Genomic DNA, 17,059 nt, shown 5'->3' on the forward strand with positions numbered 1-17,059 from the left:
AAACCGTTTCCGGCCGGATTACTTCTCTTCGGATTTGTCAGCAGCTTTTTTAGCGGCCGGCTTCTTGGCTGCAGCTTTTTTGGCCGGGGCTTTTTTAGCCGGAGCCTTTTTCTCTGCGTCCTTTTTCGCCGGTGCCTTTTTAGCAGCCGATTTCTTCTTCGGAGCTTCGTCTTCCTCTTCCGGCTTCAGAAGTTCTTCAACCGAAACGGTTTTTTCTTCTACCTTCGCGAGTTCGACGATGTAATCAACGACCTTGTCTTCATATACAGGGCCCTGAAGCGCCTGCAAGGCCTGCGGGTTATTTTTATAGAATTCGATAACCTGCTGTTCCTGACCCGGATATTTCTGGGCTTCGGCAACGAGGACCTTGTTGACGTCTTCCTGAGTGACCTGGATCTCGTTCTCACGGCCGACTTCTGCGAGCAGAAGGCCCAGAAGAACGCGACGTTCTGCGATTTCGCGGAACTCGGCGGTCAGCTCTTCTTCAGACTTGCCTTTGGTTTCGTCGTCTTCCTGACCAGCTTCACGGGCCTGCTTGATCTGGCCGATGATGCCTTCCAGTTCGTTGTCTACCAGCGAAGTCGGCAGTTCGAAGCTGTGGTTTTCGGCCAGAGCGTCAAGAAGCTGACGCTTCATTTTCTGACGGGAAACCGATTCGTATTCGCGGCCGAAGTCCTTGCGAATGGCGTCTTTGAGGGACTCAAGGCTTTCCTGACCGAGTTTCTTGGCCAGTTCGTCATCCAGCTCAGCCGGTTTCTTTTCCTTGATTTCCTTGACGGTAACGTCGAACTCGGCGTCTTTGCCGGCCAGTTCTGCTGCACCGTATTCGTCCGGGAATTTCACTTTGACGACGATTTCGTCACCAGCGTTCACACCGGTTAGCTGATCTTCGAAACCTTCGATGAAGGAACCGGAACCGAGTTCGAGTTCGTAATCTTCGGCTTTACCGCCTTCGAACGCTTCACCGCCAATTTTGCCGAGGAAGTCGATCACGACAACGTCGCCAGCTTTGGACTTGCGCTTACGTGCGAGCGGAGCGGTCGTACCCTGGGCGGATGCGATACGCTCAAGGGTTTCGGTCACTTTGCTGTCGTCAAGTTCAACAACTTCACGGGTCAGCTTCAGCTTTTTGAAGTCCATCGCCTCAATAGCCGGGATGATTTCGACTGCGATGTCGAATTCCAGATCGCCGCCTTCATCGAATTTGGTGACTTCGATTTTCGGCTGAACAGCCGGGCGCAGATCATTGTCGTTCAGAACCTTGCCGGTGTTTTCGTTGACAGCGGCTTCAAGGACTTCACCCATGACGGCCTGGCCATAACGCTGGCGCAGGAGTTTCGCCGGGATTTTGCCCGGACGGAAGCCCGGCAGGCGAACCTGATCCTTGATTTCGTCGAGTTTGGCGACGACTTTTTCTTCGATGTGTGCGGCGGGCACGACGACTTTGAACTCGCGCGCCAGGCCTTCGTTTTTGGTTTCAGTAACCTGCATAGATAACTCTTTTGCTTGGTTCGAATAATGTCCGTTACGCGACGCAGTCCGGACGTCAGAAAGTCAATATGACTAAACGAATATGGGTCTCGATCAAATTTTCAGCTGCTTATGGTACGGGTGAAGGGACTCGAACCCCCACGGATTGCTCCACTGGAACCTAAATCCAGCGCGTCTACCAGTTCCGCCACACCCGCACACAAGCATAGAATTCACTCCGGTCACACCGGAATGAGTGCGCCTTAATACAAACTTCGATCCCCTCATGCAAGCATCGCCTTTTCGACAATCGCAATCTTGTCGAAAATAACTGCAAAACATGGCCCGAAATGAGGGTAATCAAGCGATTTTGGATATTGGATGCCTTAACGCAGCAGCCGTTTTACAGCACTTGAAACCGCAATTTTGCCCTGCCCGACATAACTTTCGTGATTTTTTTCGATGGTGGAGAGGTCATAAAGATAGTTCACCATCATCCCGAATGACTGATTCCAGCCATTTTCCTTACCATTGCCGTTCCAGTTCAGGCGCTCGACCCGCGCGCCGTTGCTTAGATGGAAATGCGCGACCGGATCAAATGCGGTTTCCATGCCCGGTCGCTTGGCATTCAAGAGATACCAGGCCGTCAGATATTCGATATTGGTTCGCGTGCGTTCGGATACCGCGTCGGGGCTGGTTACCGGGGGTTTTGGGCCCATCAGGTCATCACAATCATTCAAGGCAGCCTCAATCGCCTTGGGCAGGCCGGTTTCGTGGCCCTTGGCCATGGTATCGAGCTGCCGATCCATCCAGTTGCGCAAGGCCGGGATCGGCGACAGGGTCGAGAATTGTTTGAGATGCGGCAGATCGCGTTGGAGTTCGGCCACCACACGCTTGATCAGGAAGTCGCCAAAACTGATCCCGGCCAAACCGGCCTGCGCGTTCGAGATCGAATAGAATATGGCGGTGTCGGCTTTGGGACCGTTGTCCGCTGCGCCTGTGACATCATCCTTGCTTTCGATCAGGGCATCGACATTACCGGCAATGCCGTTCACAAGGGCGACTTCAACGAATATCAGCGGCTCGTCAGGCATGCCGGGGTGGAAGAATGCAAAGCAGCGCCGATCTGACGCCAGACGCCGTTTCAGATCATCCCAACTTTGAATGGCGTGAACGGCTTCATAGGCGATGAGCTTTTCCAGAAGAGCTGCCGGGGAATTCCAGGTAATGCGGCTTAGTTCCAGAAAGCCGATATCAAACCAGCTTGCCAATAATGTCTTGAGATCACGTTCAAGAATGGCAAGGCCCGGGGCCTGCTTGCGCCAACGCAAAAGATCAGCCCGCAGATCAACCAGGAACTTCACCCCCTGCGGCAAGGAATTGAATTCCTTGAGGATTGAGCGAAATGGCGGCACCAAAGCACTGCGTAGCTCGGTCTCCAGCAATGCCTGCTCGGCCAGATCGTCTGCCGCCGTCCAGTCGGACATGACGGCAGCCACCCGGTCGCGATCGACCCCGAATTCATTGACCAGAAGATGCAGGAAGTCACGTTTGCCCGCATCATCCAGACGCAGGAAATCATGCCCCAAGGCGGCCGCACGCGCACGGGCCGAGACCGCCCCACCGCGCCTTGCCAGACAATCCGAAATCTGTTCGCGCCACCGGTCATGGCGGGTTTGGCTTTCATCAAAACCAAGGCCGCGCACCACCGGGCTATCGCGCAACTCGCGCCAAGCGCCGCGCAGGTTATCAAGGGTTCTGTCGAGAAACGTCTGAGACATGCCTGTCTCCCACTCCGATATCAGAAGAACTTCAATTCGTTTCCTCAGGGCGCGCTGTTCCCGTCGCGGCGTGCCATATCGTTATTATATCGGTTGATTATACACCAAGTGCCAGCGTGCCGGACGACTTATTGGACGGCAAAGCGCGCTTTATCCCTTTTTGCGCGACGCCAACCAGAGTTCGCGCAACACGCTAGGAAGATGTTCCGGGATATCTTCGGCAATCAGACCCGGGCCGATATCTGCGCCAGCGCGTGCATGCAGCCAGACGCCCATGCAAGCGGCATCAAAGCTATCCATGCCCTGCGCCATCAATCCGCCAATGATCCCGGCCAACACATCGCCTGATCCGGCGGTCGCCAGCCAGGGTACATCCACCGCACTGATTGCCGCCCGCCCGTCGGGGGCCGCGATCACGGTATCTGCCCCCTTAATCAGAACCGTCGCGCCACAGCGCTTGGCGGCCGCCCGCGCCCGACACAGCTTGTCGCCGGTGATATCGGGGAACAGACGTGCAAATTCGCCCTCATGCGGGGTCAGAACCGTTGGTCCCTGCACGGCAAAACACAATGTAGACGGATCTTCGGCAAAGCTTGTGAGCGCATCGGCATCAAGCACGGTCGCACGACACAGGTGCAAAAGCTTTAGCACCAGCGCGCGGGTTTCATCACCAACACCAAATCCCGGACCGATGACAAAAGCATTATGGCGGCAATCATTGACCAGCGTATCGAACGACGTCATAGGGGCTGTCATATTGCCCGGGGTATCGGATGCATAGACCGGCAATGCAGCGGCCTCTGACACAATCGTCAGAAGACCAACCCCCGACCTGCGGGCCGCACGGGCGACCAAGCGGGTGGCACCGGTCATGGCACTGCCGCCAAAGGCCAGAAGATGCCCGCGATGGTATTTATGGCCTTCAAGGCCCGGCCAATGAATGCCTGCACGCCACAGAACCGGATCGTTGCGCCAGCAGGCAGGGGCAATATCAAGCACCGTCTGATCCGTAATCCCGATATCACGCACCGCAAGTTCGCCGCACATCAAACGACCGGGTAAAAGGTAGTGCCCGGGCTTGGCCCGGCAAAAGGTGACAGTCAAGTCGGCCTTCACGCCAACGCCCAAAACCATGCCGCTATTGCCATCAACGCCGGATGGCACATCCACCGCAACAACGCTGCACGGGCTTGAATTAATCGTCGTGATCAGTTCGGCAAAATCACCGGTAATCGCACGCGCAAGACCCGCACCAAAGATGCAATCAACCACCAGATCCGCGCCGACGACAAGGGCCGGTGACAACCGTTCGGTGGCCCCTTCCCAACGCGCGGCATGCAGGGCGGCGTCACCTTTTAGGTCCCCGATATCGCCCATCAGGCCCAAACGAACAGACCAGCCTTCATCACGCAGCAGTTTGGCAATGGCAAAGCCATCGCCGCCATTATTGCCGGGACCACATAGCACAGAGACGGAACGCGGCGACCAGTGACGAATGATTTCCTCGAACACGACGCGACCGGCATTTTGCATCAGCACGTCGCCGGGAACGCCGCCTTCGATCGTGCGGCGGTCTGCTTCGTACATCTGATCGGTTGTCAGGATTTCAAACATGTGACCCCGTCATCCTCATCGTGATCTCTGAGCTTTATGCTGTGTGTTGCATCAGCATTTAAAACAGGTCCAGTCGGCTGTAGCCATTTAAATTTCACCCCACTATATTGCAGCGAAATTCGCAAGTCAGATAGTTGGCAGAAAGGCTTACCGTCTGATCGCATCACGGAACTTCCGCAGCAAGGCTTTGCCCGCATGCATGTTGTCATCATGGGCGCCGGGGTCATCGGGACAACGGCGGCCTGGTATCTTTTGCAAAATGGCCATCAGGTCACGGTCGTTGACCGCCAGCATGCCAGTGCGCAGGAAACAAGCTTTGCCAATGGCGGTCAGATTTCCGCCTGTCACGCGACGCCGTGGGCGAATGCATCCACCCCGAAACAGATCATAAGCTGGCTTGGGCGTGAAGAAGCGCCGCTTTTGGTGCGGATGCGCTTTGACCCGCAACTGTTTTCATGGGGTTTGCGGTTTTTACGCAACTGCACTGATGCGCGTGCAAAGCGCAATCTGGAAAAGGCGCTTCGGGTTGCGATCTATAGCCGTGATTGTCTGCGCAACCTGCGCGATGAGCTTGATCTCAGTTATGATCACAGCACGCGCGGCATTCTGCATATCTGCCGCAATGAGCAGGATATGGCGGCGGTTGAAAAGGCCTCCGCGCAGATGCAGGAATATGGCCTGAATCGTAGGCTGGTCTCCCACGAAGAGTGCCTTGAGATCGAGCCGGCCTTGCGCAGCTCAAACGCCCCAATCATCGGCGGCAGTTTTACCCCGGATGATGAAAGCGGTGATGCCCGCAAATTCACCGAAAGCCTGAGCGCGCATTGCATTGCCAAGGGGGCGGATTTTCGTTTCAACACCACGGTCACCGGCCTTAGCCGTGATCACGGCAAGATTACCGCTGTTCACACGGATGCAGGCGAGATCAAGGCAGACGCGTTTCTTGTCTGTCTTGGCAGTTACAGCCCACTATTGCTGCGTCCGCTTGGCATCAAACTGCCGATTTATCCTTGCAAGGGCTATTCGATCAGCATTGATACGACTGGCCATTCCGGCGCGCCTGAAACAGCACTCATCGATGACAGTGTCAAGATGGTGTATTCGCGACTTGGCACACAGCTTCGGGTTGCAGGCACCGCAGAACTTGATGGTTATGACCTGCGTATGTCGCCAAGACGCCAACAACTAATCGTTGATAAGGCACTGGAATTATTTCCGAATTCCGGCGACCGCGCCAACATCAGGTTCTGGGCGGGTTTGCGCCCCGTAACACCGGATTCTGCCCCTATTCTTGGCGGCACAAAGTATGGTAATCTTTACCTCAATACGGGGCATGGGACGTTGGGTTGGACTATGAGTTGCGGATCCGCAAAAGCAGTCGCCGATCTTATCAGCAATAAATCACCTGACATCTCTTTGACGGGGCTGGGTATCGCACGCTTCTAGCGTGCGACCTTAAAATCATGGGATCACGTGCCGACATGACCAGCAACACACCAATTGGCTCAACCAGTGTGCCATTGGCGGATCAGGTTGTTCTGAACGCCCTGCCCTATGCTGCCGTTATTTGCGACCGTAGCGGCATTGTCATGCAATGCAACGAGGCCATCGCGCGCATGATCGGCGTTACACGCGACCGCATGATTGGCCGCAAGGCGGGCTTTATCTCCAAAGGTTTGATGAGCGATATCGAAGACGTTTTTTCGTCTGGCCGGACCTGGCGCGGGGACATCATCCTGGTCGGCGCGTCCAAGGAAAACCATGTTTGCGATCTGTCCATCGCCCCGCTTGAATATTTCCAGAACAATGAGACGCGTACTGCGGTTCTGATGACGCTTCTTGAAAATGATCGTCAGAAACAGGCCGAACGCACCCTGATGGAACAAAACCGCAATCAGGCGGATGCCAACGCATCGAAATCCGACTTTATCGCCAATATGGGCCATGAATTGCGCACACCACTTAATGCGATCATCGGCAACTCCGAACTGATTGCCCATGGCGTGCTTGGCGATCTGCCCGATGGCTATCGCGATTGCGGCCGTGACGTCTATGAAGCTGGCAAGCATCTGCTTGAGCTGGTCAATAACGTCCTTGATGTCTCGAAGTTGTCTGCCGGCTCCATGACCTTGCAGCTTGAAGAGGCTGATCTGGGTTCTGTGATGCGCGATGCGGCACGCCTTGTTGGCGATGATATTTCGCGCCGCGGGCATGAGCTGCAATTTGATCTGCCAGATACGCCCGTTTCAATGCTGTGTGACAAGCTGAAGCTCAAACAGATCCTGATCAATATCCTGAGTAACGCGGCAAAGTTCACGCCCGAGCATGGCAAGATACGCCTTGGCCTGACCACCACGGACGAGGACGTGACTTTTGCCGTCGAGGATAATGGTGTCGGCATGAGCCCGAATGACATTCCCCGCGCACTTGCCCGGTTCTCGCAGCTGCATCCATCCGGGGTGAAGGAAAGTGTCGGTACGGGTCTTGGCCTGCCACTGGCCAAACTTCTGGTCGAACTGCATGGCGGGCGACTTAGCATCGAAAGTGCGGTTGGCAAGGGAACGACGGTGCGCATTACCCTGCCGCGCCCGTAACCATCCAATTCATGCCATATGACAAAAGACCCGCTGCGGAATATCCGGGCGGGTCTTTTGGTTTATCGGGGTCTTACTGTGCCGCGGCAGATTGATTGATCTGGTCGTGGCGCGCGACGACTTCGCGGGGCCAGCGGCTTTTGATGTAGGACAGGCTGGCAATGATTTCCTCGTCACTCAACACCCCGTCATAGCCCTGCATGGCGGATTTGTAATCGCCGCCTGCCATGGCCGCCGGGCCATATTTGGTCAGCGCAAACAAAACCGCATCGGGATGATGCCAGGTATGGCCGGTTTCATCATGGGGCGGTGCCGGAAGCATTCCATCCGCACCGCGTTCGCGCCAGTTGGCTTCTCCCTGAAGCTTTGCACCGTGGCAGGACGCGCAATTGGCGTCATAGACCTTCTTGCCAAACGCGACCAGTTGCAGATCATCCGGGCGCAGCTCAACATTCTGGTCCGTGCCAGCGGGAATAAAATAGCTGACGATGCCATACATGATCGCCGCACCGATCAACGCGCCGAGCGCCATAACGCCTTTATTGTTCAATTTTCTCTCTCACATTCATTCGGGTATCGGGACGCTTTAGCGCGCTAGATCATTAATAATCGGGCAGTTCGGTCGATCATCGCCGTGGCACGACTGCACAAGGTCCGACAGCGTATCGCGCAGGCTTTGCAGCTCAGCAATCTTGCGCTCGATTTCACCCAGATGCGTCTTGGCGATTTTCTTTACATCAGCAGAGGCACGATTGCGGTCCTCGTACAAAGACAGCAGCACACGGCAATCCTCGACCGAAAAACCAAGCCCCCGTGCCCGCTGCAAGAAGCGCAGCTTGTGCAGATCATCCTCGTCATAATCGCGATAGCCATTGGCAAGGCGGCCCGGCGAGACCAACCCGATATCCTCGTAATAGCGGATGGTTTTTGCCGGAAGGCCGCATTCAATTGCAGCATCGGAAATATTCATGGCTTATCTCCGTCCCTTTGCGTTCCAGCGCCGCAGCGTCAGGGAATTCCCAACGACCGAGACGGAGCTCAGCGCCATCGCAGCACCCGCAATCGCCGGGCTAAGCACGCCAAGGGCCGCCAGCGGCACTCCGACCACGTTATAGGCAAAGGCCCAAAACAGGTTCTGCGCGATCTTGCGCCGGGTGGCGATGGAAATATCAATCGCGGCGGATACCAGTGCCGGGTCAGAGCGCATCAGGGTAATGCCCGCCGTTTCCATGGCAACATCCGTCCCACCGCCCATGGCAATACCGACATCGGCTGCGGCCAGTGCCGGGGCATCATTGATGCCATCGCCGACCATGGCAACATGACGGCCTTCCTTACGGAGTTTTTCGACCTCAAGCGCCTTGTCCTGCGGGCGGATGCGACCTTCGCCGCGTTCAAGGCCCAGTTCACGCGCCACGTGGCTTGCAACATCCTGACTGTCGCCAGACAGCATGATCGATGCGATGCCGCGTGCCTTGAGGTCGGCAATCGCCTGTTTGGCATTTTCGCGAATGCGATCTTCCAGCGTCATGTAACCGGCAAAGCTGCCATCAATCGCAATCAGGATAACTGTGCGTCCCTCGCCCTCATGCTTTTTGATCGCTTGTGCGATGTCATCTGCAGGCAAATCAATGTTCTGATCGCTCAGCAGTGCTTCGGAGCCAACGATCACCTTGCGACCATCCACCTCGGCCATGACACCGGCACCGGTTTTGCCCTTGAAGTTGTTGATATCTGAAAGTTCCTGCCCCTCATCCCGGGCGAGCGAGACAATGGCGCGCGCCAAAGGATGTTCGCTGGCGGCCTGCACGGCTGCTGTCAGGCGAAGCAGGTCGTTGCGATCCATGCCATTGACGGCTTCGACATCACGCACCGTCGGGGTGCCTTCGGTCAGCGTGCCGGTCTTATCAAAAATGACGGTATCGACGTTATGGGCCTGTTCAAGCGCATCGAAATTGCGGATCAGAATACCGTTACGTGCCGCGCTCCCTGTCCCGGCAACAAGGGCGGTTGGTGTGGCAAGGCCCAAAGCACAGGGGCATGCAATCACCAGAACCGACACAGCCGCAACAATAGAGGCCTCTGCCCCAAAGCCGGTAAACAGCCAGGCTGCCAGGGTCAGAAGCGCGATGCCGACCACAACCGGCACAAACACGGCCGAGACACGGTCAACCAGCTTCTGAACCGGCGCCTTGCCGGTCTGGGCCTGTTCGACCAGACGGATGATGCGCGAAAGTGTTGTGTCATCGCCAACGGCCCGGACTTCAATATCCAGCCGTCCGGTACCATTGACCGCACCGCCGACAACCGCGTCGCCGGGCTTCCGGGCGACCGGGCGGGTTTCACCGGTGATCAGGCTTTCATCAAGCTCACTGTCACCTGCCCGCACCGTGCCATCGACCGGCAGGCGTTCCCCCGGCAGCACACGCACAATATCACCGACCGAAAGGCTTTCGACGGCGACATCCTGTTCGCCTTCGCCCTCGACCAGTTTGCGCGCGCGCCGCGGGCGGAGCGCCATCAATTCACGGATGGCCGCCGACGCACCGCGTTTGGCACGTTCTTCCATGATCTTGCCAGCAAGGATCAGGGTGACAATCGCAGCCGACGCCTCGAAATACAGGTGAGCCTGACCGGCATTGGCCGTGATCATGTTATAGACGGAAAGGAAATAGGCCGCAGACGTCCCAAGGGCGACCAGCACATCCATATTGGCACTGCGATGACGAAGGGCTGCAAACGCACCCTTATAGAACCGCGCCCCGATATAGAACTGCACCGGCGTTGCCAGAACCAGTTCAACCCAGGCCGGCAGATGGTAATTCACACCAAGGTTCATCCAGACCATCTGCAGAACCAGCGGTGCGGTCAGAAGTGCCGAGACTGCCAGCAGGATCAGGGATTTGTCGGTTTTCTTTTTGGCAACACTATCCGCGCTTTCTTCATTGGCAGCATCAGATGCCGGGCCGTTGCGCGAGGTTGCGTGATACCCGGCATCCTCGATCGCCTTGATCACGCGCGCATCATTGACGCTATCAGACACGGCCGAGACATCTGCACGCTCAAGGGCGAAATTGACGCTGGCTGTTGAAACACCCGGTAAGGCTGCCAGGGCCTTTTCCACCCGAAGCGCACAGTTGGCACATGACATGCCATCAACATCAAAGGACAGCTGATTTTCGACAACGCTGTAGCCAGCATCATTGACGGCCTTTGCAAGGCTCGCTGCGTCGGTCTTGCTGCGGTCAAAATGGACATTGGCCGAATTCAGGGCGAAATTGACTGATGCTTCGGACACGCCGTCGACAGCGGCCAACGCCTTCTCGACGCGCCCGGCGCAGTTCGCGCAGGTCATGCCTTCGATCTGGAAGCTGACATCGTCATCATTTGCGGCCGCAGTTCCGGCGGAAGCGCCACCAGTGCCGCCAGTTGGGGCATCAATTTGGTCGGTCCGGCTGTCCATATCACGTTACCTCACTTCAGGAGTCTTTTTAAGATATGGGCGAACATAGAGCTTCCAGCAACTGGAAGGTCAAGCCGAAAAGATTCACTGATGGAAAACCGTTGAAACCCGCCGATCAGGCAACAAAAAAGCCCCGGAACCAATCCGGGGCTTTTTGATTTGTTCGGGATCGATGATCAGCCGTGCGGGGTGGGTTCACCGGTAGCACGGAACTGAATGTAGTTTGGCAGGCCCATCATATCGATCAGGCGGATCTGCTGTTCGATCCAGTAAGCATGATCTTCCTCGCTGTCATCAAGCAGCCCGACCAGCATCTGGCGGGTCTGGAAATCGTCTTCTGCCTCGGCAATCTTGATCGCCTTTTTCAGAAGATTGATGACGTGATATTCGTGTTCGAGATCGTTTTTCATCATCTCGGGCACGGTTTTGCCGATCTTGATCGGTTCGCGCGAGGCGGTGTCGGGCACACCTTCAAGGAACAGGATACGCTCGATCAGACGCTTTGCGTGTTCGAGTTCCTCGTCCTTTTCATGGTGCATGCGCTCATAAAGCGAATGCAGGCCCCAATCGGCATACATTTCTGCATGCGTGTTGTACTGATCCGCCGCCGACAGTTCGGCAGTGAGCTGTTTGTTCAGCGCGGCGATGACCTTTTTACTACCCTTCATGGTGTAATACTCCTGATCTGATTAATCGCCGTCGCCTGAACGGCTCTGGATAAAGTTTGCAATCCCGACATTTTCGAGCTGCCATTCTTCGGTCTCAAGCCAATCGACATGCTCTTCCTGATCTTCAAGGAATTTCACAAGCAGGTCGCGGGTCACGAAGTCCTCGGCCTTTTCGCAGGCGGTGATGGCTTCGCGCAGCAGCGGCAGAGACGCCAGTTCAAATTTCATGTCACAACTGATGATCTCTTCGACGTTTTCGCCGATCATCAGTTTGTTAAGGTTCTGGAGGTTGGGAAGACCTTCGAGGAACAGAATGCGCTCAATCGTGTCGTCGGCGCGTTTCATTTCCTTGATCGAGAGCTTGTACTCATACTCGCCCATTTCTTCCACGCCCCAGTCCCGCAGCATTCTGGCATGCAGGAAATACTGGTTAATCGCAGTCAACTGGTTGGTCAGAATGCGATTAAGGTATGTGATGATCTTGGGATCACCTTTCATCATGGCTCTCCTGATGGTTGGGCTATGCAGATAGTGGGAATCCCCCTTCTGCGTTTCAAGGGAAAAACGCGCCTTTGATTACCATTATCAATAATTTAGCCGATTTTCCCGAAATTTGCTACTTGGTCTGAATGACTAAAAATCATTCGCACGGATTTCCCTGAGAATGAAAATCGGCTCGGCCAAAATCACCTTCGCAAAGATCCTTTCCCCGCATGTTTTCGTACGACTCGTAATTGCCGTGCAATCGATTGAAGCAAAACATGAAGCGCCGCTTTCAAACCATTCGTTTCGTCCTTGGTGATCAACTCACCCCCGGGCTTTCCAGCCTTTCAGATGCCGATCCCGACCGTGACCTGATCGTCATGGCCGAACCGCGCGATGAGGCAAGATACGTTCCCCATCATCGCCAGAAGATCGTGATGATCCTCTCAGCCATGCGTCATTTCGCCAATGAGCTCCGCGATCAGGGTTTTGAGGTTGAATATTTCGATTATCAGGACCGTCCGGTGGCATCGTTTACCGAGGCACTCAAGGCAGCGATTGATGCGCATGACATCAAGCATGTCGTCATCACCCAGCCTGGCGAGTGGCGGGTAAAGCACGAAATCGAAAGCTGGTCCGAGAAGCTTGGCGTATCAGTAGATATTCGCCCCGATGACCGGTTCTTCGCACCGCTCGAAGCGTTTGAGGATTTTGCCAAAGACCGCAAGGAATTGCGGATGGAGTATTTCTATCGCGGTTTACGGCGCGAAACCGGCATTCTGATAGAACCCGATGGCAAACCGGTTGGTGGGCAATGGAACTTTGATCACGACAACCGCAAACGCCTGCCCGATGATGTCACCCCACCCGCACCCAAGACCTTTGCGCCAGACAAGATCACGCAAGCTTTGCTTGATCGCGCCATGGACGACTTTCCCGATGCGCTAGGCAATGTTACGTCCTTTGGCTGGCCGGTAACGCGCAAGAATGCCTTGATCGCACTCGATCAGTTCATCACGCACCGCTTGCCGTGCTTTGGCGATTATCAGGATGCGATGACGGTAAAAAGTGCCACGCTGTATCATTCCCTGATCAGTCCGTGCATCAATATCGGGCTTTTGCTGCCCGATGAAGTCTGCCGCGCGGTCGAGAAGGCCTATCACGAGGGCAAGGGGCCCTTGAATGCCGTCGAAGGCTTTATCCGCCAAATCCTTGGCTGGCGGGAATATGTCCGGGGTCTTTATTGGTATCTTGGCCCGGATTACGGTAGCGACAATCATTTCAAGGCAAAACGCCCCCTGCCCGGGTTCTTCTGGGACGGGGATGTGCCGATGAATTGCCTCAAGCAGGCGATTGGGGAAACGCTTGAGAATGCCTATGCCCATCATATCCAGCGACTGATGGTAATCGGCAATTTCGCGTTGCTTGCCGGGCTTGATCCCAAGGAAGTCTGCGACTGGTATCTGGCGGTCTATATCGATGCGTTTGAATGGGTTGAGCTTCCCAACACGTTCGGCATGGCGCTTTATGCCGATGGCGGCAAGATGGCATCAAAACCCTATGCGGCGAGTGGCAAATATATCGACCGGATGTCGGATTATTGTCAGGGATGCCAGTTTAATCCGCGCAAGAATACCGGCACGGACGCCTGCCCGTTTAACGCGCTTTACTGGCATTTCATGGATCGCAATGCCGATAAGCTTGGCAACAATCCGCGCCTTGGCATGCCCTATCGCAACTGGGCACGCATGAAGGACGATAACAAGCGCGAGCTGATCGATCAGGCCGACGCGTTTTTGGCCAAGCTTGACGCAGGCAACCTTAACGCCAGTCCGGCCCAGGCTGATCTGTTCTGAGTTTCAGAAATCAAAGGTGATCTGCCGATCGGTCTTATCCCGACCGGCCGGTGGTCGTCTTTGCTTGAATGTGCGACTGCCATGTTGAGTGACGATCTTCTGCGCCTGATCACGAAAATCATCACTCTTGCGGATGGACCAGATGTGTGTCCGGGCATGTCGTGCGGCCGCCATATGATCGACAATCGGGGTCGGATAGTGCTTTCCGATCTCGACACCAAGATCAATCTGCTCAATCGGGGCAAGCCGCCATGGCTCGTGGATAAAGGCATCTGGAACATGGCGCAGCTCCGGGACCCAACGGCGGATGAACGCACCATCCGGATCCTGATCATTGGATTGTTTGACCGGGTTATAGATGCGCGGTGTGTTGATGCCGGTTGTGCCGGACTGCATTTGAATTTGCGGGTAATGAATGCCCGGTTCGTAATCGACAAATTGCGCTGCCAGATGCAATGACGGTTCGCGCCAATGTTGCCAGAGCTGATAGCTGACAAAGGCCGTCAGCATGGCGCGCATGCGAAAATTGATCCAGCCGGTATGATCAAGGGCGCGCATGCAGGCATCAATAAACGGAAACCCGGTTTGCCCCGTTTTCCAGGCCATAAGACCGGGATCATCGGGATGATCGGGCCTCAAACCATCATAAGCGGGATGGAGGTTTTCCACCTCGATCGATGGCGTAGTTTCAAGCTTTTGCACGAAATGGCAATGCCAGTGCAGCCGGCTTTCATAGGCCTTGAGAGCCGACAGGAAACCTTTGGGGCGTTCAGGTGCCGGCAAAGCATGGATGTCGCAACGCCGATCACGTACCGCATGGATGATTTCACGCAGTGATACCGTGCCATAGGCAATATGGGCACTTAAACGTGAGCAGCTTTCAAAGGCCGTGCGCGGTGATGACATTTCGCGGTGATAACGCTGTCCGCGATGGGCTAGAAAACTATCCAGCAGCCTGATGCCCGCAGCACGCCCACCGATTTGCGGATTTGCACAGAAAGCTGAAAGATGAGCCACAGGATGTTCAGGAATTGTACCGGGATCGATATCCAACGCAGGCGTTTCAAACCGCACTTGTCCAGAAGGACGATCCGCAAAAAATCTTTGCCAGGCGCCGTGCCAGTAATCGCGATCAAGCCTGCCCCGGAGTACCGCAAACTGGCGATGTTCATGCACGACAATCCCCTTTTCGCGTGTCCAGTCCAGCACTTGCAGATCACGCTGATAGGTCCAGAGATTGCCGGTTTCGGCATGTGCGTGAATGGCGCGAATATCGAACCTGTTTGCAAGTTCACCCAACACATCAACGACATTGCCAACCCGCACGGTCATTAATTGACCAAGCGTTTGCGCCTCCGCCGCCAGTTCCTTAAGGGATGCCCGGACAAACTGCCAGTGACGCGCTGATGTATCTGGCAGATGCCAATAGGCCGGCTCAACGGCATAAAGCAGAAGCACAGGAAATCCATCGCGCACAGCAGCCGTGAGTGCAGCATGGTCATGCAGACGCAGATCGCGCTTGAACCAGACAACGGTAATGGGCTGGCGCATCAAAGCGCCTCCATGATCATCTCGGCGCCCGATACAGGGAAAGTGGGGGATTTTCGGGAAGTGTCCAGCGGCATGCAAAGCTATCTCGCAATTACAGAAGCATTGCTTCCATACGCTGGCCCAAGGGGTCCGGATTGGTTTGGCCCAGAAACACAAAAAGCCGGACAAGGTCCGGCTTTAGCATTGGCAATCCCGATTGACGGGTGCCTATATGGTGCGAGCGTTATGCAATCGCGTCACGAGCTGCTTTACGAGCAACCTCTTTGATCTGCCACGGGGAAATCCCGACATCATCAAGATCGCGCTTATCAAGACCGTAAAGTTCATTCGCAACCGAGCGTGCATAGGCCCAACGGCGAACAGCAACAAGAATACTGGACAGGAACATGTTGAACCTCCTTGGGTTACAAATTCGAATGCTGCCTTGAAGAAGATCTCCAACTGTCTGGCGCATTCACTGGCTTGCTTCGCGTTGCAATATGTCGAAATTGCATTTGATCCTCAACCACCAAAACATGCATATCATCTGTGCCATTTATTCACAGATGAACACTTCCTCGCCGAACATAGCCGACAATCCGTGGCTGATAAGGCAGTTAAGTCTGATGTTTTGAGTTGAATTGTGCCTGAGCGGGAATGCTGCAATGCAATGTTTCACCTGCATTCCAGCCGAAACCGCCTACCCTGATCCCGACCCTAATCCTTGGCTTCAGAAGCCGGCGCAAAAGGCAAAGCAGATTCAAGGGCATGTACGGTGAGTGGTTCGGCAACACCTTTGACCGCGAAGTCACCGCAACAGACCGTCGGCTCTGAGATGTGGCTTGCCAGCACGTCAGACATCAATAAGGGCGTGCCAATTTGTTTGGTCAGGCTTTCAAGCCGGGCAGTACGATTGACCGCCACCCCCATGACAGTGAAATCAAGCCGGTGCGTCCCGCCAACATTGCCATAGACCACTTCGCCGTAATGAAGCCCGACACCAAAACGCAGTGATGGCAAACCGCCCTTTGATCGGTCTTTATTGACCTTGGCGAGATCCGCAAGCGCGGCCTTCGCCGCACGCAGGGCGTTTTCGCAGACGGTTTCAGCGGTCTGATCGTTTTCCTGGGCAAAGACAATCAACATTGCATCGCCGACAAACCGCAAAATCTCCCCGCCATGAGCACGAACTGCACGTTCGACCGTTTCGAAATAGACATTGAGACTATCAAGGAGCTGTTCGACCGACAGGGTTTCGGTCAGCACGGTGAAATCGCGCACATCACTAAACCAGAGAGCCGCGCGAATGGTCTCCCCGTCACCACGGCGAATATGGCCATGCATGACGCGCGCACCGGTCCGCTCGCCAAGATAGGTATCAAGCAGGGAATGTTCGATCCGTTTGGTGACATGAAGTTCAAGCACCACACCGATATGATCAAGCAACCCGTCAAAACAGGTGATTTCTGTATCGTCAAACCCATCAGACTGATCGGTTGCGATGGTCAGTACACACCAGCGACCGCCACTAAAGCGCACACGGGTACAATAATAATCGGTCAGCCCCATCCCGATCAGTTCGCCCACCAGCGGGTGATGA

General features: G+C 55.3%; 14 protein-coding genes and 1 tRNA gene. 3 read left to right on the top strand and 12 right to left on the bottom strand.

Annotation, left to right across the window (positions count from 1 at the left end):
• Positions 1–18: 18 nt before the first annotated feature.
• The 4 genes from tig to CMO10_RS07065 all read right to left on the bottom strand — a co-directional run bounded on the left by tig (position 19) and on the right by CMO10_RS07065 (position 4,865).
• On the bottom strand, positions 19–1,491 hold the full coding sequence (gene tig / locus CMO10_RS07050; RefSeq protein ID WP_044826797.1) for a trigger factor: 1,473 nt from the start codon (positions 1,489–1,491) through the stop codon (positions 19–21).
• Between the two features lie 112 nt (positions 1,492–1,603).
• A tRNA-Leu gene (locus tag CMO10_RS07055) sits at positions 1,604–1,688 on the bottom strand.
• A 168-nt stretch (positions 1,689–1,856) separates the two neighbouring features.
• Complete coding sequence (locus CMO10_RS07060) at positions 1,857–3,251, bottom strand: malonyl-CoA decarboxylase (protein WP_297020109.1); 1,395 nt, start codon at positions 3,249–3,251, stop codon at positions 1,857–1,859.
• 150 nt (positions 3,252–3,401) lie between these two features.
• Entirely contained in the window at positions 3,402–4,865 is a 1,464-nt protein-coding gene (locus CMO10_RS07065) for an NAD(P)H-hydrate dehydratase (protein ID WP_297020112.1), read from the bottom strand.
• A gap of 195 nt (positions 4,866–5,060) precedes the next feature.
• Here CMO10_RS07065 and CMO10_RS07070 point away from each other — a divergent pair, with 195 nt between their 5' ends.
• Together CMO10_RS07070 and CMO10_RS07075 are read left to right on the top strand one after the other, a co-directional pair.
• The gene (locus CMO10_RS07070) at positions 5,061–6,311 is read left to right on the top strand and encodes a D-amino acid dehydrogenase (RefSeq protein ID WP_297020115.1); all 1,251 of its coding nucleotides are present in this window, start codon (positions 5,061–5,063) and stop codon (positions 6,309–6,311) included.
• Positions 6,312–6,346: 35 nt separating this feature from the next.
• A complete protein-coding gene (locus CMO10_RS07075) occupies positions 6,347–7,459 on the top strand; it encodes a PAS domain-containing sensor histidine kinase (protein ID WP_297020118.1) in 1,113 nt (370 codons plus the stop codon).
• A 73-nt stretch (positions 7,460–7,532) separates the two neighbouring features.
• On the opposite strand, the gene CMO10_RS07080 is transcribed toward CMO10_RS07075, so the two are convergent.
• The 5 genes from CMO10_RS07080 to bfr (CMO10_RS07100) form a co-directional block, all read right to left on the bottom strand.
• Positions 7,533–8,009: a c-type cytochrome gene (locus CMO10_RS07080; RefSeq protein WP_297020120.1), complete on the bottom strand. Its 477-nt coding sequence runs from the start codon at positions 8,007–8,009 to the stop codon at positions 7,533–7,535.
• A gap of 36 nt (positions 8,010–8,045) precedes the next feature.
• Positions 8,046–8,429 (bottom strand): Cu(I)-responsive transcriptional regulator, encoded by a 384-nt coding sequence (gene cueR / locus CMO10_RS07085; RefSeq protein WP_044826802.1) that lies wholly within the window; start codon positions 8,427–8,429, stop codon positions 8,046–8,048.
• A gap of 3 nt (positions 8,430–8,432) precedes the next feature.
• A complete protein-coding gene (locus tag CMO10_RS07090) occupies positions 8,433–10,922 on the bottom strand; it encodes a heavy metal translocating P-type ATPase (protein WP_297020123.1) in 2,490 nt (829 codons plus the stop codon).
• Between the two features lie 176 nt (positions 10,923–11,098).
• On the bottom strand, positions 11,099–11,590 hold the full coding sequence (gene bfr, locus CMO10_RS07095) for a bacterioferritin (RefSeq protein ID WP_297020124.1): 492 nt from the start codon (positions 11,588–11,590) through the stop codon (positions 11,099–11,101).
• A gap of 21 nt (positions 11,591–11,611) precedes the next feature.
• Complete coding sequence (gene bfr / locus CMO10_RS07100) at positions 11,612–12,088, bottom strand: bacterioferritin (RefSeq protein WP_044826901.1); 477 nt, start codon at positions 12,086–12,088, stop codon at positions 11,612–11,614.
• A gap of 263 nt (positions 12,089–12,351) precedes the next feature.
• Between bfr (CMO10_RS07100) and CMO10_RS07105 the strand changes: the two genes are divergently transcribed.
• Complete coding sequence (locus tag CMO10_RS07105) at positions 12,352–13,929, top strand: cryptochrome/photolyase family protein (protein WP_297020125.1); 1,578 nt, start codon at positions 12,352–12,354, stop codon at positions 13,927–13,929.
• A 3-nt stretch (positions 13,930–13,932) separates the two neighbouring features.
• On the opposite strand, the gene CMO10_RS07110 is transcribed toward CMO10_RS07105, so the two are convergent.
• The 3 genes from CMO10_RS07110 to CMO10_RS07120 all read right to left on the bottom strand — a co-directional run.
• Positions 13,933–15,480 (bottom strand): cryptochrome/deoxyribodipyrimidine photo-lyase family protein, encoded by a 1,548-nt coding sequence (locus tag CMO10_RS07110; protein WP_297020126.1) that lies wholly within the window; start codon positions 15,478–15,480, stop codon positions 13,933–13,935.
• Positions 15,481–15,703: 223 nt separating this feature from the next.
• Positions 15,704–15,868, bottom strand: coding sequence for a DUF1127 domain-containing protein (locus CMO10_RS07115; protein WP_297020127.1), 165 nt, complete (start codon positions 15,866–15,868; stop codon positions 15,704–15,706).
• Between the two features lie 308 nt (positions 15,869–16,176).
• Positions 16,177–17,059, bottom strand: an 883-nt coding sequence (locus tag CMO10_RS07120; protein ID WP_297020128.1) for an adenylate/guanylate cyclase domain-containing protein, incomplete at its 5' end; no start/stop codon positions are given.

It is taken from the genome of Thalassospira sp. (genome assembly GCF_002709775.1).
GTDB lineage: Bacteria > Pseudomonadota > Alphaproteobacteria > Rhodospirillales > Thalassospiraceae > Thalassospira.